We start from the raw sequence: 26,082 nt of genomic DNA on the forward strand, positions 1-26,082 counted from the left end.
AATACTCTTTAGAACAACAAGAAATACGTACCGATCCGAACACCCTGAACACTGCCCGCACCGTTATAAAACTCGGTCGGTACCATCAAATCCATCGTGCCATCTCCATTCACATCCCCCGTTGATGTATTTGAATAGAAATAGCGTGGAGATTGCGTGCTTGTATCTGCACGTTGAACGATATAAGGCTTCAAGTGCCCCGAACTATCGGCAACAACAGAAGTATCTGGATAATCCGCAGTGTGCAGACCCGTAGCCGAACCAAAGAAAACCACTCCGCGACCGAAGTTTGAGATTGAGTTCACTTGGTCATCCCAGAACGGCGCACCCAATACAACGTCGTCATAACCATCGCCATTGAAGTCGCCTTTTTTCTTTCTGCCAGACATAATCTCATAACCACTAAGGTCGCCCGAGTTCGAATCCAAAATATAGAATGGCATTGGCGCAGGCTTCATATTTCCCGATGCCTGAGCACACTCGGCCATCGGACTCACACCGCTGGCCACAATCAAACTATCGGTAAATTTATATTGAGTATTTAAATTTGATCCCAATGTAGTCCACATATCAGTCGCATTGTCGTTACCACAAAGGGGACCATAGAATATATACCCCATGCCTGCGGAATCCAGACCACTCTTTGGCGATTCCGCCGATGAAACGATCAAATCCTCATAACCATCATTATTGACGTCCCCCGCAGAGGAGACCATCCAACCAAATCTACGATTGGTACGATTCGAACCTAAATCACCATTCATTATTGGCGGCATCAACGAGCGAACTTTGCCAGCGCCATTCAAGTTCAGGCTGGTCACATTCAGACTTTGGAAAAGATCATCACTTTGACAGGCGCCACTGGTCGCCGTGCTGTCGTAATACGATCGTTGATCGGCTGCCAAGATACCGCTCGCACTGCCGCGAAATAAGAAAATGCGACCTATTGTACTGCGCGGATTAGAATCATAATAACAGGAAGCTTCTTCCCAATCCGGAGCCGACACCACAAGATCGTCTATTCCGTCATGGTCAAAGTCCATCACTGCAACACTTTTACCAAAGTGATGTAGCAATCGATCATATCCATGCGGCACGTTATCGATGAACGGATCATACATAAACTGCATTTTGCAGTTTTTCGTGGTCGTACCCGTGCAGGCTTTATTAGTGCCGGACTCCGAACCATAAGCATCCACCATGTACGAAGTATTGGCCGACGCAAGATTATTTCCAACAGCAGGTTCCAGATCAGAAGCAGAATAGCCTTTCACTTTTGGTGTTTGCACACCGCTTGTCGATCCATAATAGATCCACATGCGACCACTTTCATATGTCGGAGCTCCCCCCGTACATCCCGAGTCTGTCGCATCTGAACACTGCCAACCAGTTCCTGAAGACCAGCCACCACTGGCATTTCCGTCGGGCGGTTGAACACCAATATTATATCCGCCCGATTTATTCTGAATAAAGAAACCGCTCGCGTAAGGACTGCTGATCACCAAATCCGACAATCCGTCTCCGTTGAAGTCACCGTGGTAAATCAACTCACGACGGCTGACAGCCCCGTTCGTTCCGCTCGCCGTGTTGGTTGGACTTTCTTGGTAAGCCCAGCGCTTCGTTACAATCTGAGGATCGCCGTATGCGGGCACCCACTGAGGATTGTTAACCGCTTGCAAACCAGAACGCGATCCAAAATATACAACAACCTGACCGCCGCTTTGGATTGTCGCATCCACGAAAACAACGTCAGCGAATCCGTCACCATTTACATCGCCCGCATCAAAGGCACGATGAGCCCAAGTGCTACTTAAATTCGTAGGCTGAGAAATCAGCTGTGGTAAAGCGATATCCTCGAGGGTGATCCCTTGTGCCGGCGTTGTCGCCGGATAACAAGAATCATCATTCGCACTTGAATCTTTGAAAACCTTGGCTTTATTAGCCAAACAATAGTCAGTGGTCACCAAGCCAATCTTGGATCCAAAGAAAACGACAGCTTCAGTCGTATAAGCTGCGGTGTTTTTTGAAGGACGAGTGATTTTCGCGACTGCATCAGCATAACCATCACGATTGATGTCACCGACAATACGAATACTGTCGTAACCAAACAATTGGGGACTCCCGAGGGTATCGTAAATGGCAAACGAAGGTACAGAGTTCACGGATGGCAACGCTTGACCATTACTATTGAACCCGTAAATTCCTCCGCCGCCATTCTTGGACGTTTTATCCAAATATGTTCCCGCAGCGACGTCATTCAAAGGACGAACACCTGTGAAATCGCCGTCGAAATTGCCAACGGCCACCGAGCGGCCCATGTAGTCATAAGCTTGGGCTCCGGAATTATAGAACTTCAAGAAGTTGGTCGTAAGGCCGGCACCGGCCAAACTGGTGAAAGCATAAACGGCACCAGAGTTCGTACCTTTCGTGCTATCACCCACTGCACCCACGACAATGTCTTTCAGACCATCACCTGTCACATCTCCGACCGCAATCCCTTCAGGATGCAGCGCCAGATTATAATATGCTCCGATGGAGTTACTGCGAATCAACGTCGGAGCACATTGCTCACGAACCACAGCATTGTCCGTCGTAAATGCCGCACACTGAGCCAGGCCATCATTCCAGTCCAAATCCTTATTGGTTGGAGTGACCGGATCGATTTGATAGAAGTCATTGTACTCGTAGCGTCTGTATGGATTTCCATAAAAAACCCACAAGGCGCCGGTACTCGTATTTGCGTAGTTCGAAAAATATCCTGTGCCCACTACGGCTTCGGCGTACCCATCACCATTCGTATCTGACGGGCTAGTGATCGCCGCATTATTACTGTCGTAGTGCGACGGATCTCCAACCAAGGCGACTGAAGTTCCGAAACCTAAGTTCTTTAATTTATTCGTGCCACTCGTTTTATAACCACTTCGTGGGAACAAAACTCTGACACTCGCTGAATTTACCAGACAAGAATAGTGCTCGCCCGGGTTGCTCATTTTTCTGCCACTGCACCCCCAGAATGCATTACGCGAGGGACTTTCTTGCACACCGGAAGCCGGAGGAGTATCAGCACCACGACCGAAATACAAAAAGGCAGCTCCTACGCCATCGCCGACGTTAACGGAGGTTGCAGCATTCGTCGGCAATCCATAGTAATGAGCGGATCCATCCGAATTGCTGGTAAATCCACCCCAGCCACCATTTGTGAAACCGAAAGAAGCACATTCACCACTGCCGGGGTTACAAGCTCCTAGCAATTTCAATTTAGAAAGGCTGGTGATTTGCGGATAGCGATCTCCCGGTGCCCCAACAATCATATCTGAACCACCCACAAGCTTATCTTGGGTGTTACGGATTTTATATTTACCATCGACGTCTGCACCGCCGGCGACAGAATAGCCAAATAACTGACCTTCATGCGGAGTTGGAGAGAAAATCTTTAAAAAACGGAACTTTACAGAAGAATCGGAAGTTGGAGTCTCATACCCCAAACCACTCTTAGATCCAAAGAACATCGCTACGTAACCGGTTTTGATAACCATCTTTGCCGTACCAGAAGCATTCGAATCAGCGACACCATCCCAAGGAGCGGTCGGTGCACCCACGGCGATGTCGTCATATCCATCGGCATTGAAGTCCCCGACAAAGGAAACTGCGAAACCAAACTGAGGATCATCAGCATTCATCATGGAACTCGGATTCACATAGGCACTTGGCAAGATTGCCATATTCGGCCATAGCATCACGGCGGAACAAGTCGCATTCTCGACCAACCCATTACATGTCTCGACGTTTTGCTGCATGTCTTTAATACGCGAAGGAGCCGTCAAACCTTTGGAACTTCCAAAAAATACAAAGGCAGCGCCATCGTAAGTTTTATCCGCGGAAGACGTGTTGGGAGTGTTGTAACCAGGAGCTCCCACTAACAAGTCTTGGCAGGCATTCCCCAGCAAAGTATCGCCATTCAGGTTTCCATTTCCAGAAAGAGATTTACCAAAGCGTGAATAATCCGTCAGATCTTCGAATGTCAAAAGTTGAGGATCTGAACCAGGATTCGCGGGGTTGCGACTCGGAGTCCCCGCTGTATTTAATTTATATACCCCTGTCGCAGGATTCTTAACCGAATAGTAAACATAAACGGCGCCCGCTCTTGGTGTCGTCACACCTGCCGAAGTCACAGACACGCTTGGCAATCCGATTGCTAAATCTGGATAGCCGTCACAGTTGAAGTCGCCGGTCGACATGGCTTCACCCATAAACGCCACGCCTGAATCAACTGATTTAATCGGAGGGATCGCATTCAACCCCAAAATACCTTTGATATAAGTGCTTAGCTTATCAAAAATCAGCGTCTCTGTTTTACCAGCGGCGGTATAGCTGACTTGCAAAGAAAGGTTTTCAACTTTTCCGTTCGTCACACCCGTACCCGGGGAAAACACAATCGTTCCCGCCCCGGTCATGGGGTCTGAAATCGGCGATGATCCCAAATACATTCGGGAAACATAGTTTTCATTCTTATAAGTCGAATTCACAACGGGTGTCACTTTTACGAAGGGAAGTGAGCCAATCGAAATCGGACTTAAATCATACGTAGGTGTCGGGAATGAGGAGTTCGTACTGATATTCACAGCTTTTGTGGGATGTTCATAAGTCTCATCCAAGTACTTCACCTGTACTACAAAGTGATAGCGTGTAGACCCTTCCAAACCACGGAAAGTATATTTGGTATCGTAAGCGGTGTAATCAACCGAAGTCCAATTGCTGGTATTGCTTGCGGTTGGGTCTTCATATTTTTTCATATAGATCTGATAGGAAGAAACCTTAGGAGAATAAGTCCAAGACAAAAGCAAATTTCCATCAGAGTCTTTGATAACTTTATCAACACCACTAAATGGCTTGAGAGTCGTTACGGCGATTTCTTTATTTCCACCAATACTTAAAGTTCCGTCCGTCGCGACAACTTTGAAAGTATAGGCAGTGTTTGGATTCAAATTACGAATGATTGCTTCAGAACGAGGAGTTTCCGCAACCGCCGTACTGGAAGTGTTGTTATAGACTTGGTAGTTCTGGTAACGATCATGCAAATTCCAGTACACGCGCACTGCTGTCGGAGACAACGGCTCAACACCAGCAATACCGAAGAAATCTTTTAACACGCTGCCCGTTTCAACTTTTTCCGTGCAGGATAGTGTCGTGAATAAAACGGATCCCAACAGGGCCCATTTGATCAACTTAGTAAAGGACATACACGACTCCCGTTGCAAAGGCTTTTCCAGAAGGATGACTGCGCCCCGGAGCTCCCAACAAAACATCAGGAATTCCATCGCCGTTGATATCACCTGCTGGTGAACTCGAAATATAAGTAAATTCAGACGCTTCACGGTTTGGCAGATATAACAGCGTCGGCTCGCAGACTGGTGTCGTACCACCGTAACAACGAGGTGTTGTCGTTGGAGCTGAATCAATTTTCAGACCATATTCGCCGCCATAGAAAATGACGAAGGCTCCCGTGTTCGCTAAGACAGTATCCAAGTCATAGTTTCGTCCGGGAACATTGACGATGATGTCAGCATAACCATCGGCATTTATATCGCCGACAGCCGCAATCCCGGCTCCAAAGTGATCTGTTGTAGAACCTTGGAATAACGTCGGAGAAGAGCGTTGCGGTTTTAAATCCATATTTCCCGCATTGACCGTATTGATCGCCAAAGCCCCCGCACCGAAATACGTTGTTGAGTTGATATCGGTCGCCCCCTTAAAGGCCATGACCGTGCCGACAGCGCCACCAAAGAATGTATAAACTGTGGCATTCACCGACACCGAAGGTGTACGGGGAGCAGAAACCACTAAATCACTCACGCCATCTTTGTTAATGTCACCCGGAGCGATAACACTGTAGCCAAAGCCCTCACCGGTCGTGGAACCTTGAAGCTTTTGAACAGGAGTGTAGGCAAGTCCACGATTTGTGCCCTTGTATAAATACGCGCGACCTGTGTATGTCGAATAACCTGGATCACTAACAACCAGCTCGTCATAAATTTCACCTGACTGCGTTTCCAAAGATTTAATGGTTGCCGCACTCCAACCAAAGCGAACTCCACCGGCAGCTTCGTTTGATAGCAACATCTGAACCTTGCAAACGGCCGGGACCGTCACTGTACAAGGATTCTCGACCACGATGTCAGCCGCATATCCGTTAGAATCACTCAACAGAGTTTTACCGTTCGTTCGATTTGTTTGAGGACCATCTTTTGACCCATAGAAAACAAAGACGCGACCATAATTCGCAGTCGTATAAAGCAAGGACCCCACACGAACATCTGTGGATGGCAGATCGGCAGAATCTGTGGCAACGGTAAAATCACCGAAGCCATCGCCGTTGAAATCACCGTAAGTGACCGCCCGATTTTTAGGGGTGAAATCCGAGAAGCCCAACTCGCTTGGAACTATGTTTGCTGCCGTGCGCTTTGTAGCGCCAGAGTAATGGAAGTAAACGGAGTTGGTATCTGCCAGGGCAAAACTCATTGGATTTTGGCCTACTGGCGAAACCGATGGTGTGGAATTTGCGACCAATCCGCTCGAAGAACCATAGTAAATATAAGAAGCCTTGTTTCCAATCACCATCAAGTCATCGTATGCGTCACCATTTACGCTGCCGATACGATAGAACTCACCACCTAAACCAGGATCTAAATCCACCACCAATTTCAATGGCGCTAAGTCTGTTGCTGGATTTCTGGATGGGTCAGGTGTTAAAACCAATCCCGAAGCACTGCCGTAATAAATAACAACTTCAACCGTATTTCCGACCGAGATTTGGGTCACGACGTCCATATAGCCGTCGCCATTAAAGTCTCCGGCAACTTTCGCGCGTTCATAATGATAGTTCAGCTCTTTACTGAAGTTCACATCGATCGTTTGATCTGCTTTTGTCACTGAAGATGCAAAGTTACCTGTGGAGTTGAATATGAAGGCGCCGCCATTATAATAGACCGGCGAAGAAAGATATGGAGCCCCCACAATCAGGTCACCTGAACCATCACCGTTAAAGTCAGCCCCCGCAGCTCCGCCCAAACCGAAATTTGAGTTGGCGGTAAGATCACGCGGATAAATAACAGAAGCTCCAAATGGATTCACTCCCCCGCTGTACCATGTACAGTTGCTGGCGCAAGCCGTATTGTCATTATCCGACAAGCGAGGAGTATCGATACGTGTGGCACCTTCATAGCCCAGTGTGGAAACGTCAGGTTTGTACAAATAGATGACGCCACTTGCTGCAATCGTCGTATTTCCCGTCGACGATGTCGTGGAACGATAAGGCGCCGAGATCGCCAATGATGGCATCGCGCGAGAAATGGTTTCGATATCGGCCACCGTTCCCATTGAATAACCAAATTGAACGTAAGATTCAGGTGGGTTCGTATGGATCACCTGATTTTCACAATGCTTTAAAGAACCTGTCGTCACGTTTGTATTGCGTGAATCACAGGCGACACGATTGATCGCGGTGATGCTTTGCAAGGGGTCCAAGATCCCCATGATACCACCTGTGGCATAATCGTTTGAACGTGGAGTCACATAGTAACCAAACACCACACCAGCATTGGTCATTCCACTCACCGTGGAAGTCGGAGCACCGACAAAGACAGCACCATTCAAATTAGGAACATTGTTGGTGGTCCCGATAATGTTCGTCAGGGGATAACCATTCTGATTCGGGACACCTAAAATGCTCGAGCCATAGCCTTGGACGGTAATATAATTAGCTTCCGAGTTTGAACTAAGATCAGGATATGACTCCTGGCATGTCCACGAAGAGATCTTCTGTAAATCGGCCGCACCACTTGCGATCGTTGGCATCACACCTTTACAAGCCAAAATGGATCCTCTGCCAGAAGAGCGCCCTGGCACACCGATCACCAAGTCATCACACTTGGTGAAATCATAACCTTTATTCTTAGGAGCTGGAGACGTCTCGCCGGCATAATTCGTTTGTCTGAATGTATAAGTGGCATTGTTTTCACAGACGCGAGAGTTGTATGCGGTTCCCAAGGCTTTGGCGAAGTCTTCAGTATAACTTTTACCAGCGAAAGTTCCATCCGCTGCGATTAAAGAAGACAAACCGATACTTTCAGCATCGATAACCGGGAATGATTTGGTCGAAGTAACGGGAAAAAGTCCCATGCGATCGCCGCGAAGAACCGCCACCTGACGTTTATAATTTGGAGCCACATAAGTCGTTACCCCAATCGCCAAATCATCAAATCCGTCGTTATTAAAATCACCAAATGATATAGATGTCGTCGCCACGGTTGTGTCGTCATAAATTTTGACCGGCCGACATTTAAAAGATGTTGGATCACAAGTCGTTTCATTCACACCATATGAAATACCGCCAGAACCTGTAACTAAACCTCGAGTTGGATCACCAAAGGCGACAAACACTTGGCCTTGGCTGGTCATCATCGCCAAGTCATCACAGCGATAGATCTTTTTTACTTTGGAGATATCCGAAATACCTGAAGCCGGAGTAAATAAGTTGTCGCAAAGTCCGACTTTGTTGGCCTTCGAATCACTTAAATCAGTATAGCGACTGAAACAGTCACCATTGATATTCCCCACTGCCAGGGCTTGCCCTAAGCGAGTTCCCGTTGGCAACCCAGGATAAAAGACAAGTTGTGGATCAGGATACGCGGCATCAGCACTGGGAGTCGGTGATGTTTTTAACGTCGGACCAGGATCTATCAGATTTCCCTGAGCATCATAGTAAGGAGGAGCATCATATCCATAATATACAACAACGGCACCAGTGGAATCCTCGTGCTTGTCACCAACATAGGCCGTGGCTTTGGGAGCACTCACCGCTACGTCCATCAAGCCATCGCAGTTGAAATCCCCCACCGCCACTTGAGAGCCCAACTCCTGCATGCCCAAACCGCCATTCACCAGACGCGGATATAACGGCACCGGGGCAGATACACCCTCGAGTGAACGAATCAATGGCTTTTTAATCTTTCCAGAACCTTCAATTAAGACACTAACGATCGTACTGGCACCCGTTGCAGAAGTCACTTTCGCATACATGTCTTTTTGCCCAGGAGAGATCGGAACGATCGAACGGAAATAATCATTCCCATTAACGATGGCCCAACGAATATCCGTCGCGCGCTCAAAAATTTCGGTCGTATACGTGGAGTCGCCCCCCTCAGTCCAAAACCAGGGGAAATTTCCGACAGTTGCCATTTGCATTTTCACTGTGGGCAGATTAGCCAATTGCGACTGCACCAGAACACAAGGCGCCTTTGAATTGATGTAGGCTTCGGACATATTGGCTGGCTCAAATGTGCCGTCTTGATAGTAAGCCATCACCCAGAAACAATATTTGTTTCCACTTGGCAAATTTGTCACGGAACCAACACTTTTATTGATGATCGTCGCCGCTGGATTCGTCAGATCCCAGGTTTCACTCTCTTTTTTGGTATAGATTTTATAAGTAACTCCGTCGCCGTTTTTTACCCAGCTGACTTCCACAGAACCATTGGTTTGCGCCGTCAAACCCGACGCGGGAACGCCGCCGAACGTACTCATGGTTTTCACGGATAGCGATTTATCGTAACCGATCTCAGCTCCGTCAGTGGCACTTACACCCGTCACAGAGAAATCATAAAACGTATCAACAGCCAAAGGAGAAATTGTCGTTGTCGCAAATGTTTCAACTTTATCCGGAGCACTGAAGCCTTTGCGATAGACACGATATTCCTTGAAACGCGCTTGGAGAGACCATGACAGCTTCACTGCTGTTGGTGAAATCGCGACAGCTTCCTGCACGCCTTCAAACTTTGAAGGTATGGATGTTCCTTGCAATCCTGCGTTGTTACAAGATGCCAAGATGAAGCCAAATATGATTAGCGACGAACAAGAAAGGAAATGTCTCATAACATTAAGCTTATAATTGCGAGAAAATTATTGGAAATCTTGAGACTTGAGAGCCCTCTATTGGTACAGGTGCCTTGATTCGAACATAAATTCTGCAAAAAATGGTGCGAGCTTGAACGTATTGAATATCAGCCCTCACTTCGCTCATTGAGCGGGCAAAAATTAATGCATTCGCTGAACTCCACCGAACAACCCCGAACACTTTCAAATGTTGCCTCACCTCGAGGAGGTCATAACGTTGTCGCAATGAAGTGAAATCAACGCAACAAAATGAAATTATAGATGCATGAAGAAAAACATGCTCTTGGCTATTGCATCACTTGTGGTATTGGGAATCGCTGGAGTCTTTCTGACTCAATCAACTGACACCGCCGAAGAAAATTTGGGCCGCCCTTTGGGAGTTTTGCGCGAATTAAAAAAAGAAATTCGCTATAAGTACACTCGTACTTTCTTTTGGAAAGACGCCCAGGAGGGACGCAAAGTTTACGATGGATCACAAATCTTTGTCGGCCCCAAATCCTCAGCCCTTTTGGTTTTCGCCGAAAATCGTAAAATCCGCTTGAACGAGGAAACTCTGCTGCGCCTTTCTCAGGTCGAACAAAATCCCGCACTGATTGCTTTGCAAATCAATGATGGAGGATTCAACTTGAAAAGCGGCAAAGGTCCGATGGACCCCTTGGTTCTAAATTTGGATGATGGCCAATTCAAAATCATTTCTAAAGATGCCTACGATATCTATGTAAAGAAATCAGACAAAAAGTTGTCTCTTTCAGTCGCTCTGGGAAATCTGACTTTACAAAATGTCAGCGGAAAAACCGAGGTCGCAACTGGCACATCTATCACTCTTGAAACAGGGACTGTCACTGAAAACGGTACTTCCAGCAAACAGATCGTCGCTAAAGAAGTTTCACCGATCTCGTTCAATTTATTAGCACCCTATGATGGCGAAATCGTCCGCGAACAGGTGCAACCCGTTTTCTTTAAATGGGAAGCAGAGGGAGCAAGCGCTCTTCATCTTCAATATTGCTCACAGCCCGATTTCGCAGAAAACATAGTCGATCTCGATGTGACCTCTCAACAATTCTTTCCCATCCCCTTAAATACTCTCAAGGGAGATGTTTTCTGGCGCTTGGTTGCTCATAAAGATGGCGTGCCGATCTATTCTCGATCCTCGTTCTTTAAAGTCGGCCAAGTCGAAGCGATTCACCTGCAGGTTTCAGCACCCAATTATGTTCGCAAAGGTGTTTGGAAGGTTCAGGCCACAATAGCTGATGACAACAAATCAAATTTCGATTTCCAGGTTAGTAAGACGGAAAACTATGCGACTTTGCAGGATGCTTATCTAGGTAAGGCACCCTTTACTTCCCTGTTGGATTCTCCAGGTGAATATTTTATTCGCGCGCGCAAAAATTTTGGCAATGGACTCTTTTCTCCCTGGTCTGCCTCTCAAAAAGTAACTATTCGCGAATCTTTGAAGTCTCCCGTAATTGAATTTTCAGACAGAACCGAGGACCGGGTCGGAAATGTGATTTCTGAAATCAAATGGTCAGAAGTTCCTGCGGCGAAACAGTATATCGTCCAGGCTTCAAATGCAGCCTCTTTCAACCCCGTCATTTCACAAAAGACAGTGACCACTGTTGAATCCGCTGTTCAACACAGCAGCCCTCGCAAAGTATATTACCGTGTGATCGCGGTTTCCGAAGAAGGCGAAAATTCCGCTCCGTCCAATCTGCTGGTTTCCGAAGGTTCCTCTCGCCTGCAGGAAGAAGAACAAAAACGCCTGGCTTTGGAGCAATCTGAAAGTGACAAAAGCAAACAAGCCGCGAAGCCAGTCACAAAATCACCTGATGAATTCAATTCGATGCTTTTACTGCCATTGGATGGTTCGGTCTTTTATACGAACGACAGCATCCGCTTTGAATGGGAACCCTTCTTTAAAAAGCCCACCGTCGAAATATCTTATGTTTCAGATTTTTCTCAAGACGTGATCAGAATTGTCGCCGAAAAAGAAAACTCCACCAAAATCAAACCGATGGAGCGTGTCGGAAAGTACTATTGGCGCCTCTCCTTCGAACAGGCCTTGGGGCAAATTGAGTACAGCAAAACTCAATCCTTCACCGTCAGTGCCGCCCTTTCCACGCAGATCGAAAAGCTCACGCTGAAATTCGTGGAAAGAAACAAATGGAATCTAAGCCTGCAAATCAAAGATGCAAAACCAGAAGAACAATTCATCATGCAAGCAAGCCTTGATTCGACGTTCGCCAAAGTTGAACACGAACAATCCGGCCGTACAAAAGACGTTATCGCCCTATCAAAGCCAGGAAGGTATTATGTGCGAGCCCGTCGCGCCAAAGGAGCTTCTGAAATCCAAGGTTGGTCGAACATCATGACACAAGTTTTGCGCCCACCATTGACCGCTCCCATGCTTAAAGATCCCCAAGAAGCCTTGGCCGGTCCCGATCTTGCCAAAGTTCATTTGGGTTGGAGTGATGTTAAGTACGCCGCTCAATATATTGTGGAGTTGAACAACACCAACACGTTCGGCTCTGTTTTAAGAAGCTACCGCGTGCCTGAAAATACTTATGACCTTCTTCATTCCCAGCGAGATGCCTCCTACATTCGCATCTTGGCACAATCTGCGGAAGGCGAGCTTTCTCCGCCGTCAAATATCGTCAAAGTGAAAGGCCTCCTCCCGGGTCCTAACATCGACAAGTACGAAATCGTCTATGCAAATTTGGATTCCAAAGACAGCATCGATCAGTTGCATATTTTGTGGGCTCACCGAAAGAATGCCCTGAAATATATAATCGAAGTCTCCCGATCAGAAAAGTTTGAGCAAGTTCAAAGATTCGAAACGAAAAACATCGAATTCTTCACGCCGGTCAAAGATATCGGTTGGTATTACTTCAAGGTGACTCCTATTTCTGCCATGACGGATTACTTTTTTGCTCCGACAACGGTCTTTGCTGTCGAATACAAAAAAGTTGAAAGCCTGCAATTGGCAACCGTGGAAGAGCCCGCAAATGGAGCAAAGTTCCCTTACAATAACGGAAAATACTCTGTGATCTTTAAGTGGGGACAAACTCTGGGAGCAGGTTGGTACGACTTTGAGATCTCACAGAATTCTGATTTCAAAGAAAGTAAACTATTTAAGGTCGAAGCCCGACAATATAGATTGCCTCCACAGCTAAAAGATGGCACTTGGTATTATAGGCTTCGTGGAAGAAACCCTAATCAAGCATCTCCATGGAGTCCGATAAAGACTTTTACTTTGCTAAAATAATAAGCAGAGAATGGAGCCAGCATGAGCGTATCAACAGCGAAGTCTATGATTCTAAAAGCACAGGACAACATCGATATCGCACAAAAAAACATGGGTGACGAAAGCCAACACGACATTGTCGGCTACAACTTGGCGCAAGCTTGCGAATTGTACTTAAAAGCCATGATGTCTTTGCGTGAACTTGATTTCCCAGAAGGCGATGACAGCCACGACCTGGATTTCTTGATGACGACTTTAGAAGAAGAAGGTTTCGCTGAGATTTCATCTCACGCTGACGTAATTGAATTAACTCAATACAACGACCCAAGCGCCCACGTCCGTAAAGACGAACGCTTGGATCTAGATGAATATTTGGGCTACGTTAATGACCTGAAGAAACTTGTGGGCGAGCAGTTGAAGCTTTATTAGCAAACGGATTGCCAATTGGTTTTACAACGGGCTTTTCAATAACCGTGCTGGTGTAAGGCAAACGCTCCAATGTCCCCAGGAAAGGCATCTTAGGATCGATGCCTACACGTTCGATTTTTTCTTTTACCTTCCAGTGAACGGCGGCAACGTCAAAAGCCTCATTTGATCTTCTGAAGAAAACTCTCGCGATATATTTCCGTTTTAGATTTTTAAAGTCAAAAATACTGCAAATTCCATATAAGCCGCCGCTTTCATAGGCGGACGCCGCATCCCCAGTTACCTCACTACATGTTCTAAGTTGAATTGTTTTTTCCCTTTTGAGATCTGCTAAGAACTCCAAAGCCGGAAGGCAACTTTCCTCGGACTCCCCACCCTGCATGAAACACTCTTTATCAGCGAACGCAAAGAAGCTCTCTCTGAAAAAAGAATCACGTAGCGAACCATTTGTAAGCACTGACTTAAGCAAGTCAGCATGCATTGCCTCGGTGGATGTGGTCGCCGTCTCGCCAGGTCTATTAACGACATTGGCGGAAACTTGGTTGTCCAATCCTCGCTCTGAAAATTCCAGATCTGAAGCTTGAGTTATCTTTCTATAGACATCGGAATAAGTGTCGCAATCCAAACCATAATCAAGCTTGTTGTCATCCACTGAAAGACTGAATTGAACTAATTTGCGAACTTTATTGTTAATTTTTTTATAGGCTTCCGAACTCATCACGCGAACCACTTCACTTTCTGAATATGTCCCCTGCTTGATACGATACAGGACGACCGGTAGTTCAGCAGACAAATCAGTGTGTCTAGCAACCGAGAAAGACGCGACCACTCCCGTAGCCGATGCACGCATATGTTTTTCGATCTTGATCAGCTCTGCCTGCCATCGCGGAAAACCATTTGGAAAAATTCCCGTTTTAAGTGCATCATCGATTTCCGCATTCAAAGCAGCGATGGCTCCAAGCACTTCCTCTTTTGAAGCCCCGACCAGTCCCACGGCTTTTAAAAGCCGCTCTTCAATTTCATAGTTCATCTGTAAAGCCAGCTCCGCAGAGGATTTGAGTTCGTCCTTACCTCGGGCAACTTCATCTGCCATCGGGTTTAAAATCGCCAACTTCACAGTTCTATTCTTGGTGGGAATATTCAAAGCAATAATTTCACGAGAAAGATTTTCCAGCCCACGGTGAGTGGCATCCGTTCTTCCTGTAATAGAGTTTTGATTAAAATCCATAGGAACGGGATCCAGGTTGTCCACAATAAACTGATCCGTAATTAAGCCCAAAATATCCGTCGGTCCCGGCGTAAAAGATGTCGTGACACTTTGGAACGGAGGCAATGAATAGTTAGAGGATTTCAAAGAAGGAATAACAATTCGCTGAATTCCCTTATCATCTTTATATTGATAAAGTTTTATAAACGAACCACGTTCACCAGCAGAACCACTGCAAGACTTATAACCCTTCGGCGAATCTGGCAGCGCATAGGCCAACTGGGGATCTTTCGACGGAACCCAGCCTGGAAACAAAGGTGGCATACCCTCAACTGAAAGCAATTGGCCCACTTTATAACGAGCATAATCTGAATTGGTAAAGCCAGCTTCACGGGCTCTTTTAAAAAAATATTCGTGAGCTAACAAGGCCGCTTTATTGAATTGATCAAGTTTCAGCCAAAGAGTTTTATCCACATACAAAGTTCCATCTTCGACCACGCCCGCTGATTCGTCCCAATAGGCGATTTGCACGATACTGCAACCCTTTGGCAACGCCAGTGGCGAATTGGCATCTTTACTTGGATAGAGTGACGCTTGATCCGGCACAAATGAAATTTTTTGGGAAAAATCTGTCCAATATTTGGCGTAACCAATATCCGTGTCACGTAAAGCGGGCCCATAGTATCGCTTCAATGCTGCAAGGATAAAGTTTACTGTCGCCTCATCTACTTTTTCAGTACCTGCAGGACCAAGCCCTTGAGTTACCATCGTACGACGGTAATTGTATTGTGCTTCATACACATCACGAACCATCAATTTGCCACGAAGAGTAGTATCTTTCATCTCATCACTGCAAAGGACACCCTGTCCACCACCACCGTCACCGGTACCACCGCCGCCCCAACCGTCTGGATCGGAGGTACGAGTGTTGCCGCTGGCTTGAGAAGTCGCCGGAGGATTATTTTGAATAGTTTTGTTTTCAGTACATGCCAGTGAACTAAACAGCATTAAAGAAAATAAAAGATGAACAACACATTTATGCTTTATTTCCATAAAATCATCTCTCTATTTCTGTGAAGCGGGTTTTGCCGCATCCTTAGCCACAATACTTTGGTAAACCTGATCATAAGAAAAGCAGTTCAAATAGAAATTGGTCCGCTTCTCATCAATTTCCACGCTGACTTCTCCGTCATCTCGTTTATTTAATTTAACAAAGCCATCAACACCTAAAACAGCATCGACGTCATCATAGGTGTATTGTCCAAATCTAAAATGATAAATACCGGTTGGAATCAGTTGATAAGCGTACTTACGCTCCCACTCAGTCAACTTAACTCCGGCTTTCTCGAACTTTTGAACTTCTGCAGTCCACTTAGGAAACCCTCTTGGATAAATTCCTTGTTTAATTCCCTCATCAATTTCGTTATTCAAAATTGAAAGAGCCTGAAGAACTTGAGTTTTGTCCGTGACTTTTGCTTTATCCGGATTATCGGTAAATACTTCGATAGCGCCGGCATAAACTAGATTAAGCAGTTTTTCACGAGGAAGAATTTCACGCTTTTCATATGATGTGTAGCCAAACAGCGGATTATTAATTGAGATATAGCCTTCACTGGAAAAAGTTTGAAACGAAGGACCCGGAATTTTATCTCCGAAATCAAGCGCGTCCTGTCCAGCGGCCGTCAAACCACTCCCGCTAATAGCCAATGGCACACCCAATTTATCCGCGTCAGCGGCTTTCACACCCTTCATTTTATCGTAAAATCTATCCGAGACTCCCGCTAATACATCGTACATTCCGTCATCTTTTTTGAACGTCTGATAGGCCGCTTCAAAAGGACGCATTTGTTTGTTTCCAGCGCGGATACCCGTCCACAGAATCGTTTGTCTGTCGAATTTGTCCTGATATTGGTAGTACACCAATTGGCCTCGCAAACTTTGATCAACTCCCTGACAAATTTTAAAACCTTTTGATGACTCAGGCAGAAGACCGTTCAATTTTGGATCACTTGCAGGCGCCCAATCAAGAAACAGGGCTGGCAAACCTTCCGTAGAAAAAAGTTGTCCCAGTTTTTTGCGAATATAGTCTGAATCTTTGGTACCAGCCATGCGCGCAATTTTAAAATAGTGTTCGTGAGCCAACAGCGCCACTTTATTGAATTGATCGAGTTTCTTCCAGCTCACGGGATCGACAAACAAAACACCCTGATCATTACTTCCAGCGGACTCCGACCAATAGGCGATCTGCACCAACTGACAACCCTTAGGTAGATCCAACGGCGAATTTGCATCCTGACTTGGGCGCAACTTAACTCCACTCGGAACAAAAGAAATCGCGCCCACAAAATCCTGCCAATACTTCAGCTTTGCAACTTTCTCATAGAACATCGCCGGACCGTAAAAACGGGACAGCGTTTTTAAAAGATAACTGTAAGACTCCTGAGCAACTTCAGAAGTTCCCGCGGGCCCTAAATTTTCGCCCGTCATCTTCAATTGATAGTTGAATTCCGCTTCATATACGTCGCGCACAATAAGTCTGTCTTTAAGACGGGCCTCAGAAACCTCAGGAGAGCAATATACTCCCTGTCCACCACCACCGTCGCCGGTACCGCCACCTCCCCAACCATCTGGGTCTGAAGTGCGTGTATTGCCACTAGCTTGAGACGAAGGAGGTGGGGCTTGGTTGATCGTAGTGCTTTCTGTGCAGGCCGCCTGAATCAAAAGCATTGCTGCGATGAAAAGGCGCAAAATGTCGCCCAAGTGTTTAGGGATTAACACTAAATAAGAATTAATACGACTTGGGAAACTTTTTGTATCCATACCCAGAGGTATTACAAAGTCCGTTCCAGCAAAAACGAAAAAAAGGCCGTCTCACTATGAGACAGCCTTTAAATGTAATCAGATATTTAATTAGTTTGTTGCAGATGCGTAGATGATAGAGCCACCTTTAATTGTGTCGATCACCTTAGTTCTGATGCTCATTGAGACCGCTGGGCAACCCCAGCTACGGCCTTGGGTTACGTTGGCTTCAGACACATAGTCCGCGCCATGCACCACCACGGCTCTTGACCGGGCATTGCTGTTTGTTGAAGACAAACCATCCAAGCGCAAAGAGTATCCGTGAGAGCCCGAGTAAGTTTCAGCTGTTTTATAGATTCCGACCGAACTGGCGTTAGATCCAGAAACATTGCTGAAGGAATTCGCGTAACCGTCATGATCAGGGTCAGAACCTTTACCATGAGCCACTCGCACACTCCATACCTCACCTGTTTTCATATTGATAATATGGAAACGTTGTTTTCCAGAGTATTTGCTGAAATCCAATACAGACAAAACGTCGGTATTTTTAATTTTAGCCAAATTTTTATGGTAATAAAGGATCGCATTTTTCAACATCGTTTGATTGATCGTTTTACCCGTATCAACATATGAGTACTTTGCGATGATTTGTGCGTCTGTCAACGTGCCGCTAGAAGTGCCGCCCGATGATGAATCCGTGCCTGAGCCTGTGCTTGGTGTTTCCACCTCTGCTGGCGGAACGGCTTGAGCTGTGTCGCCGGCTGATTGTTCTGTGTCTGGATCGTCAGGTAAAACTGTAGAAGAGCTTTCGAAACCGCCTTTTGCACAGGCTGCCATTAAGAAAGTGACGGATAGTAATGCCAGAACATTCTTTGTTTTTTTGAATGTCATATAAACCTCCGTGTTGGTTACACAGAGGTCTTCGGTGCGCTCATATTAGGACTTTAAAGATTTTTTTTGTGTCGCTATTTTCTACACGAGACTTTAGGGAAGTGTCAGAGTGATTTTCATTTAATCACAAACTGCAGTACTACCGGAAGGCGTGCATCCGAGTGCTTTTTGCATCTCGGGCTGCGCGAATAAAATCTTGTCAACACGACGAGAAATCTTAGGGTGTGGAACTTTCGTGGGGTCTGCATAGCCATCGGGATGCAACAGTTGTTCTTTATAATCTGCGAACTGAGGGCAATCATTTTTTAACGCTGCTTCAATGCGGTTGATGGCTGCTAATTTCACGCTTTCACATTCAGAAGCTGCCGATGTGAGCTGTGCTTCAAACGCATAGGTCTTGGCTGCCGCAGGATCTTTAATTTCAGAAACTTTCTGAGCTAAAACTTTGGCAGAGACCCAGTCTGCAAATCCCTCTTGCATATCTGCGTTTCGGGAGAAATTTCTGCAGTAGCGATATCTATCGAAATTCTGATCAACGATTTCTCGACGTTTCTCATATTCTGCTTTCACCTCTGCCGACAAAGGGCCCAGGGATTTAGCATAATCTTTTTCTTCTGCGGTAATTGCATCTTTAATTTGTTTCTTAGAAAAATCCTTAGCTCCCATTGAGTTGGGTTTACTTAAACAGCTTACAACCTCACGAAAGGGATTTTTGCCGACAGCAACAGATTCGCCTGCGATTTGCGAGTACACATTGCAGGGATCCACCGCATGTCCAATTTCGTGCGACAGTGCCGACAATATAGAGGCGTCGGGCATTCCCAGCATCTGCGGGCACACGACCACGATATTGCTATTCGAATCATAGCTTGCACCTGGATAGGCGCAGTCTCTTTCCAGTTCTCGCTTATCCGTAAACACAGGACTTGCCATCTTGATCCCTTGAATGCGTTTGATCTCTTGATCAATTTCTTTAGAGTTACCGGCGTTCTTTCTTGATTCCAAAAGCTTCACGACTCGTGCCTGCGCATCCTCAAAAACCTTTTGAGCGCGTACGAGTTCCGATTTATATCGGGGATCCGATTTTTTAAGCTTAAGGGGATTTGCAAAAATATCCTGCGTGTCCACTTCGGGTAACGGTTGATCCAGACAAGCCCGCACCTGATCCACCAGACGGATAAAAAATGAGTTTGGAACTGTTTTGCCATCGCTATTTTTATAAAGATAAAAATTCTGACTTTGATTGCGAAGACTTTGGCAGTAGTCACTGTACTTGCAACTTTTCACTTGCGAGGCCTCGCAGGCCACCGCCGACTTTTCACTTTGTTTTAAATCTTGTTGCAACTTTTGCAGATTTTTAAAAAGCGCCTGATAGTCCGGTTCTGACTGAGCAAACAAAGCTAAGGGTGTGAAAAACGTGACTACAATAAGAGCGATAGACTTCATATTAAAAGCTTACCGTCATCTGGTTATGGGGTCTCGGGTAATCCCAAAATAAAGGTCTTAGGTCGAATCCAACTTCCGATTTTTTAGAATAATTCTCCTCAGATTTCCCAGAATCCGGAATCCGGCCACCCACGGACGCCCGTAACTGTCTGTTTTTACTTATTTTTGAGTTTTCCCCTATCTGGTACGGAGATTGGAATATCCCACCAGCATTAGGAGAAATCATGAACAATCTAAAACTTATTACTATTACTTCAGCCTTTTTATTTTCAGTAAATAGCCTTGCCTTTACGATCCAACTTCCAACTCTTCCAAGCATTCCAGGCGTTTCGGGACCGTGCTTTCCCCCTGGAAAACCTATTCCATTTCCAAAGTTTGAATTTCCGAAACTGAAACAAGATCAGTGCATCGGACTTTTATGCTCGCCCTTATTGGAACAAATTGTTGCTCCAAACAGAGACCAATCCATCGAAGAGGTCACAACTCAAATCCAATTGATCGAAAAAAACATCGTCGCGATCGAGATGCTGGAACAGGCCATGTCATACAGTGCGATGTTCGACTCTATTCAGGATTTACGCCTGCAAATTTCACATCCGCCAGAAGATCAAGCCATGCAGGTGGCTATACCACGGTTCAAACAAACTTATGCTGGAGACTACGAGAAAGCCTTCACAGATCTAAACCTGGAGATCAAAGAAATCAGCTCGGATTTTGGAATCTCGCGCGATGTTCTTTTCCGCAAGTTCATCCGAATGCTGACTCAAGAAGGAGTTTCCGCAAGGAAAACGGTCAATGAATACAAACACGAAAACGTACAACTACTCATCACATATCAAGAAATTCTAAACACACTTTCAAAATAAAAAAGGAAACCTTTTATGAAAAAAAATATTATGACTCTTTCAATTGCCACACTTCTTTCAACTCAAGCCTTTGCATTTGACATTAGTATTGGACCTATCCGTATCAAAGGTGATGATCCCCAAATCATCAAAGACGTCACTGAAGGAGCGAAGCATCTTGGCGGTCAAATTTCCAATGGCGTTCGCGATACGATTGCAGCAGTGGGTAATGCGACAGGCATCACGAATATTATTGATAGCAATCGCGATACATTCGCTACTATCGGCTCGGGCTATGCGTGCATCGCCACTTTATGCTACAGCGAAAAACTAAAGAAAGAACAATTAGAAGAAGCTGAAAGAGAAGCCAAAGCGAACTGTGACGCCAAAGTTGCCGAATCCAGAAAAAACTATGCAAAGTTAGATAGCGAAGCACGCATTCAGGAACTTAAGGAAGAAATGGAGATGTATAAAAAACAAATCTCTATTCTCAATCAACAAAAGTCCCTGGTCTCTAATAGATTGGTTGTATTGAACGCAACGACGTCGGCAATCGCAACTCAGATGAAATGGCGTCAATCAATGGCGGAACACGGTGTTAGCACACCACCGCCATTGCAAGACCAGCAGATGAGAAATCCTACTGATAAGTTTGAGATCGCTTTTGCGCAAAACCAACAACAGGCTCTGGAACAGATCAATGCGGATATCGATGCGATTTCTAACGCTTCAAAGCGCGCCCGTGCCGACTTGATGGCTGACTTTCTTTACATGTTAAGAACGGAAACATTGGTAAAATTGACGGAGATCATCGCGACCGAAAAAGCCAACACCAACCAGGAGCTTGCAACTCTTGATCTTAAACACACTGAAGCACAAATGGGCCTTGCAAGTGCAAGCGCATACTACGCACAGGAAACTCAAAACAAATGAAAAAACTAATATTTTCACTGACACTTTTGATCTCGTCTCGTTCTTTGGCCATGAGTGATATCGATCGGGCCATCCTATTCGGTGCCAATGCGGCATCGATGGGAACGTTCATCGCGCAAATGGAAGGCGAAATCGCCATGATCAAACTCAATTACGAAAAAAAGTTTGCACAATTCCAATTGGACATGGAAACAAATCGCCGGGATCTTTTAAAACAAACTTGGCAGAGAGAAATCGACCTGTGCCGCAAGCAACAAGTAACGTACGCAGAGCTTCTACAGACAGCGCAGCTACGATCAAAATCTTACGATGAAGTCGTAAAAATTGTTGAAGACCTTTACAAAGGCCTTCTTAAAAAAGAATTGATTGTCTCTGAAATTGCCAAGCTTAACGAGGAGTTCCCGGTCGCCGGAAAAGACCTGGAAGAAATTTTGAACTCATATCAAGGCACAGATATCGCAAGCCTGAGCTCTGGGCAATATGAACAAGTGCTGCTTTTGGCTTTGAATATTCGTGCTCGGTCCTCTGGGGCCGAACAAGATCTTCAGAATGAGATCGAATCACTTAATACAAAAATTAAAACTTTGGAAAATGGATTAGCGGAACTAAAATGAAAACTCTTTTAACCTTCCTTATTTCCTGCATTTACTCAGTGAATACTTTTGCGGCCTATTGGAATCCAGCTGTGACTTTGCCGGTGACGATCGTCGACATTAGCGCGAATCAATACCAATTCTATTTGGACGCTCCAAAAACGACACAGTTCCAAGTAGGCCAGATGTATTACTTCTTCGACGCTGCTCAAGGAAAATGGATCAGCGCCGTCTACACTGGAACTATCGATGGTGTCACTCGGTGGTCCAATCTAAGTGATATTTCCAGTGATGCGCCCCCGGTAGGGACTTCAGCCTCTCCATTGCCACCTCCAGGCTATTTCGATAGCGAAACCCATGAACACGCCATGGGTGCCGCAGTAACCACTGGGATGGCTCATGCTATTTACCGTGAATTGCTTTGGAATGATGCCGTCACAGATCAAATGAATGGGTACAATAAAAGAATCGAAGAGGGCAACAAAGCCATACAAGAAAATTACAAGAAGATTACGGATGGAATTGAAAACAATGCCAATGCCGCCGTTCGCGCTTTAGCAACAGCCACAAGTTCCTTAAAAATGGCGATCGCACAAGGCGGCAGCAATGAAGGAACAGAGTTCATCAGCAAAGATGAAGACTTTGTTCGCGACCTTCAGGAGATTGACACGATTTTGCGCACTCAGCGCTCGACGATTCCAAAACGTGACGATGCCAGACGCTGGGGCCACAGAATGGTTCAAGCCGCCGATACGATGCATGCCGCTGGTGATATTCAATCTGCAAATGGTTTTAAAAAGTACGCGGAAGCATTTGCCGACATTGCCGTGGGGTTAGATCCGGTCACGGGGCCTATTCGCGATACCTATGAAGCCTTCACGGGGAAAAATCTGGTGACTGGCGAACAGCTCACCGACTGGGAGCGAGGCTTTGCGATACTAGGTGCAGTGACATTTGGATTTGGTTCAAAAATCGCTCGCGGCATCAGCGCCATAAGAAAAATCGAAAAAATTGGTCACATTGAGCTCGCTATCAAGCGCGCCGTTAGCATCGATTCGCACATCGCTTCTAAAGTGGGCCATGAGCTGTCACCCAAAAACCGCGCTCTTTACGAAAAGTATCTAGCAGATCTTCGCAAGACGATGGAAAAGCCCCAAAATATTATCGATCCTAACGTACGTAAAAATATCAACGAATACTGGAGAGCGGAATCCGAATATGGCAACGGAAGTACCGCCGCTGCATTTCGCTGGGAAAGACTGACAGGAGAACCTGTAAAAGGAACATTCCATGAAATAAAAATGCGACAACGCCTGAATAATTTTATGGATATTTTAAAAAATCGCAAAGACCTACCGTCCAGTGATAGAATTGCACTTGAACATATCGTGAAAGATATTCTTGAAGCATTAAAAGGAAACTAACATGAATCAGAACTTAAAAACCACCCAAGATCTGTTGCAAGAACTGGCACAGGGCCAGTTCTGTTTAAAAAACGAGATTTCCAAAATCCTTGATAAAGGCGCCTCTTTTTCAATCGACGGGATGGCTATTTTCTATTTTGGTATGGAACTGGCAGAGCATATCGAACAAATCGACTGGGCTCTTTTCTTTCAAACGATCGAAAAAGTCCTCTCCGACAATAGCTACCAACAATTTCGCGATGAAATCCGCACGAATATTTTAGAAAGCTTATCCAACCTGGCTTCAAACGGGAGTATGTCCCCGGCTTTACTGGTTGCGCACGTAGGTCCGATTGCCCGTGAATACCTACGGGCGTACGAGCTTCAGCAATCTGGAAAAACGATCTTCTAGTGGAGCGGTCCGGATTCTAGGAATCCGGATCGATTTCGAACGCGAACTCAAATATATCGCATCTGACATCCGTTTCCGTTGGCTCAGGGACTGCAATCCTCCCAGACATAAACAATAGAAACGGAGATAAGAAATGAACTTCCTAAAAGCACTTCCCCTTGTATTCCTTTTGGCAGCCTGCCAAGAACCTTCAAAAAAAATAAATCTAGATATTACCCCCTCGCCTCCCCAAGAACGCAAGTCACAAACTATTGAGGGCGCTTCTGGTTCAGTATGGATCGAGATGATCACTTCCCAAGAAGAAGCTCAATTGCCATCCCAAATCAATGTCACTTTCGAGAAACCGAATGCAACGAACAGCAACCTCACTGTTCGAAATCTGTCTCCCCTTTATGTCGATCTTATTTATTCTAAAAACAAGGACGTAGTCTCTTATGGTTGTCCAGATAGTGAAATCAAAGAGCTTCCTGCAAATATCGATGCTGGAAAAGTAATTCTTTGCGGCGATCTGCAAATCCCCGATGGACAATTCTCTTTGCGTGCGAGCGAAATTGAAATGTATGAGGTTTCGCTTCACACTGGCGGCGACTACAATGGTGAGACCGAAATTTCCGGCGTAACACTTTATGCAGGTCGCTTAACTCTTCATGGTCAAAACTTGATCGAGCTTTCTGGCAAGTCCAACGACCACCGCAGATTCTATGCTCCACCGTTGTTCTTTTATCTGAATCACACTTCCGGTGAGGGCACCCTTGATATTTTATCCAGAAAACAGTTCGAAGTAATGAGTCTGTAATATGAAACGCCTCAGTCTGATTTTACTTGTCGCTATCTTCAGTTTTACCTCCCTGGGCCGAGCTGAAGAACCTAAATCCAGCCTAGAAATCATTATCGAGGAAATGGCAAAGCAATATGCCCTCACCGCAGCCCAAGACTATGCAACCAAAAAAACTTTCGAGTTGGTGGCGCAGAAGTTCGGAGAAAAAATCGCCGAGCAAGCATCGAAATACTTGTCCAACACGCTGGCCGTCATTGGGTTGATTGAAAATGTGCGTTCTTACGATTCGGCCACTTCTGAAAGCCAGCGATATTCGGCCGCCTCGCATGCGGCCGCGAATGTTGTTTCGATGGCGTTTCCACCAGCAGGACTGGTTGCTCAGTTCGGAGTCTTGGCTCAAGACCTCAGTGCGGCGTTCGTGTCCCAAACTTATCAACTGAAAATGGCGGCAACACTTGCGGAAATCGTAGAGATCAATAAAAAGTCATCGGATCTGCAGTTAGCAGAATTCAATGCCGAGTCGAAAGAGCTACAGGCCTTGGCTATGCGAGCAGAGGCTATCAATGACCTGCTTAAGGATAACTCAGAAAGATATGAACGGGACTGCGCACGCGAGAATGACGACGTCAAAAATCCGCAGGCTTGTCTGCCAAAGCTCCTGGTCTTCACTCAGCTTTTGGTAAAACAAGCACAGACAGTCAAAAGTTTGATCGAATACCAAGGGCGTTTTTTGAACTTAAGCAATGTCATGAAACCGGAGGAGATCAACAAACTTAAAGATTTGTTCGTGGAGGCCAATAAAAAATTAAGAAAGATGATGCTCTTTACAGAAGAAGTCTTGGCTCAATATGCATTTGATCAGGTGTCTGCGATTCGCAGTCAGGCGGAGTTAGATAAGATCACCGTTCAATGCAAAACATCGATTGTGATTGAATTGAAAGATATCCTAAATTTAAAAAAAGATATTTTAACTGCGCAAAGAAAAGAGTGGTGGAAGGACTCTATGCTTGAAGAGAGAAAAACAGACCTCAAAAATCTGACTCAAGGCCTTTGCCAAAACTATTATGCCTCTTCAGTACCCGATGACCTGAAAATAATCATTACCCGAGCCCTAAAATAAGGCTCAAAAAGCTCTGGCACCGCAAATGCAGTTAGTT

15 protein-coding genes are annotated in these 26,082 nt (G+C 45.6%); 9 read left to right on the plus strand and 6 right to left on the minus strand.

Annotation, left to right across the window (positions count from 1 at the left end; all coding sequences use genetic code 11):
* Window positions 1–8: 8 nt before the first annotated feature.
* Window positions 9–5,240 (minus strand): FG-GAP repeat protein, encoded by a 5,232-nt coding sequence (locus tag HW988_RS15410; protein WP_181605066.1) that lies wholly within the window; start codon window positions 5,238–5,240, stop codon window positions 9–11.
* Entirely contained in the window at window positions 5,227–9,930 is a 4,704-nt protein-coding gene (locus HW988_RS15415) for an FG-GAP-like repeat-containing protein (RefSeq protein WP_181605067.1), read from the minus strand. Before HW988_RS15415 ends, HW988_RS15410 begins: the two co-directional genes overlap by 14 nt.
* Window positions 9,931–10,228: 298 nt before the next feature.
* On the opposite strand from HW988_RS15415, the gene HW988_RS15420 reads away from it, so the two are divergent.
* Window positions 10,229–13,213 carry a hypothetical protein gene (locus tag HW988_RS15420; protein WP_220128758.1) on the plus strand — a complete coding sequence of 995 codons (2,985 nt, stop codon included), beginning with the start codon at window positions 10,229–10,231 and terminating at the stop codon, window positions 13,211–13,213.
* Window positions 13,214–13,234: 21 nt separating this feature from the next.
* A complete protein-coding gene (locus tag HW988_RS15425) occupies window positions 13,235–13,621 on the plus strand; it encodes a HEPN domain-containing protein (protein ID WP_255490059.1) in 387 nt (128 codons plus the stop codon).
* Here the strand turns inward: HW988_RS15425 and HW988_RS15430 are convergent.
* The 4 genes from HW988_RS15430 to HW988_RS15445 all read right to left on the minus strand — a co-directional run bounded on the left by HW988_RS15430 (window position 13,575) and on the right by HW988_RS15445 (window position 19,961).
* Window positions 13,575–15,878, minus strand: coding sequence for a hypothetical protein (locus HW988_RS15430; protein WP_181605069.1), 2,304 nt, complete (start codon window positions 15,876–15,878; stop codon window positions 13,575–13,577). The two genes, HW988_RS15425 and HW988_RS15430, sit on opposite strands and share 47 nt — an antisense overlap.
* Window positions 15,879–15,890: 12 nt before the next feature.
* Window positions 15,891–17,573, minus strand: a complete 1,683-nt coding sequence (locus HW988_RS15435) for a hypothetical protein (protein WP_220128759.1) — start codon at window positions 17,571–17,573, stop codon at window positions 15,891–15,893.
* A 162-nt stretch (window positions 17,574–17,735) separates the two neighbouring features.
* Entirely contained in the window at window positions 17,736–18,515 is a 780-nt protein-coding gene (locus tag HW988_RS15440) for a murein L,D-transpeptidase catalytic domain family protein (protein ID WP_181605071.1), read from the minus strand.
* 120 nt (window positions 18,516–18,635) lie between these two features.
* A complete protein-coding gene (locus HW988_RS15445; protein ID WP_181605072.1) occupies window positions 18,636–19,961 on the minus strand; it encodes a hypothetical protein in 1,326 nt (441 codons plus the stop codon).
* A 224-nt stretch (window positions 19,962–20,185) separates the two neighbouring features.
* On the opposite strand from HW988_RS15445, the gene HW988_RS15450 reads away from it, so the two are divergent.
* The 7 genes from HW988_RS15450 (at window position 20,186) to HW988_RS15480 (ending at window position 26,045) form a co-directional block, all read left to right on the plus strand.
* Complete coding sequence (locus HW988_RS15450; protein WP_181605073.1) at window positions 20,186–20,827, plus strand: hypothetical protein; 642 nt, start codon at window positions 20,186–20,188, stop codon at window positions 20,825–20,827.
* Between the two features lie 15 nt (window positions 20,828–20,842).
* On the plus strand, window positions 20,843–21,739 hold the full coding sequence (locus tag HW988_RS15455; protein ID WP_181605074.1) for a hypothetical protein: 897 nt from the start codon (window positions 20,843–20,845) through the stop codon (window positions 21,737–21,739).
* Window positions 21,736–22,353 (plus strand): hypothetical protein, encoded by a 618-nt coding sequence (locus HW988_RS15460; protein WP_181605075.1) that lies wholly within the window; start codon window positions 21,736–21,738, stop codon window positions 22,351–22,353. The genes HW988_RS15455 and HW988_RS15460 overlap by 4 nt, the downstream gene beginning before the upstream one ends.
* The gene (locus HW988_RS15465; protein ID WP_181605076.1) at window positions 22,350–23,756 is read left to right on the plus strand and encodes a pre-toxin TG domain-containing protein; all 1,407 of its coding nucleotides are present in this window, start codon (window positions 22,350–22,352) and stop codon (window positions 23,754–23,756) included. Before HW988_RS15460 ends, HW988_RS15465 begins: the two co-directional genes overlap by 4 nt.
* 1 nt (window position 23,757) lies before the next feature.
* Window positions 23,758–24,147 (plus strand): hypothetical protein, encoded by a 390-nt coding sequence (locus tag HW988_RS15470; protein WP_181605077.1) that lies wholly within the window; start codon window positions 23,758–23,760, stop codon window positions 24,145–24,147.
* A gap of 133 nt (window positions 24,148–24,280) precedes the next feature.
* Window positions 24,281–24,943 (plus strand): hypothetical protein, encoded by a 663-nt coding sequence (locus HW988_RS15475; RefSeq protein WP_181605078.1) that lies wholly within the window; start codon window positions 24,281–24,283, stop codon window positions 24,941–24,943.
* A gap of 1 nt (window position 24,944) precedes the next feature.
* Complete coding sequence (locus tag HW988_RS15480; RefSeq protein WP_181605079.1) at window positions 24,945–26,045, plus strand: hypothetical protein; 1,101 nt, start codon at window positions 24,945–24,947, stop codon at window positions 26,043–26,045.
* Window positions 26,046–26,082 lie beyond the last annotated feature (37 nt).

It is taken from the genome of Bdellovibrio sp. KM01 (assembly GCF_013752535.1).
GTDB lineage: Bacteria > Bdellovibrionota > Bdellovibrionia > Bdellovibrionales > Bdellovibrionaceae > Bdellovibrio.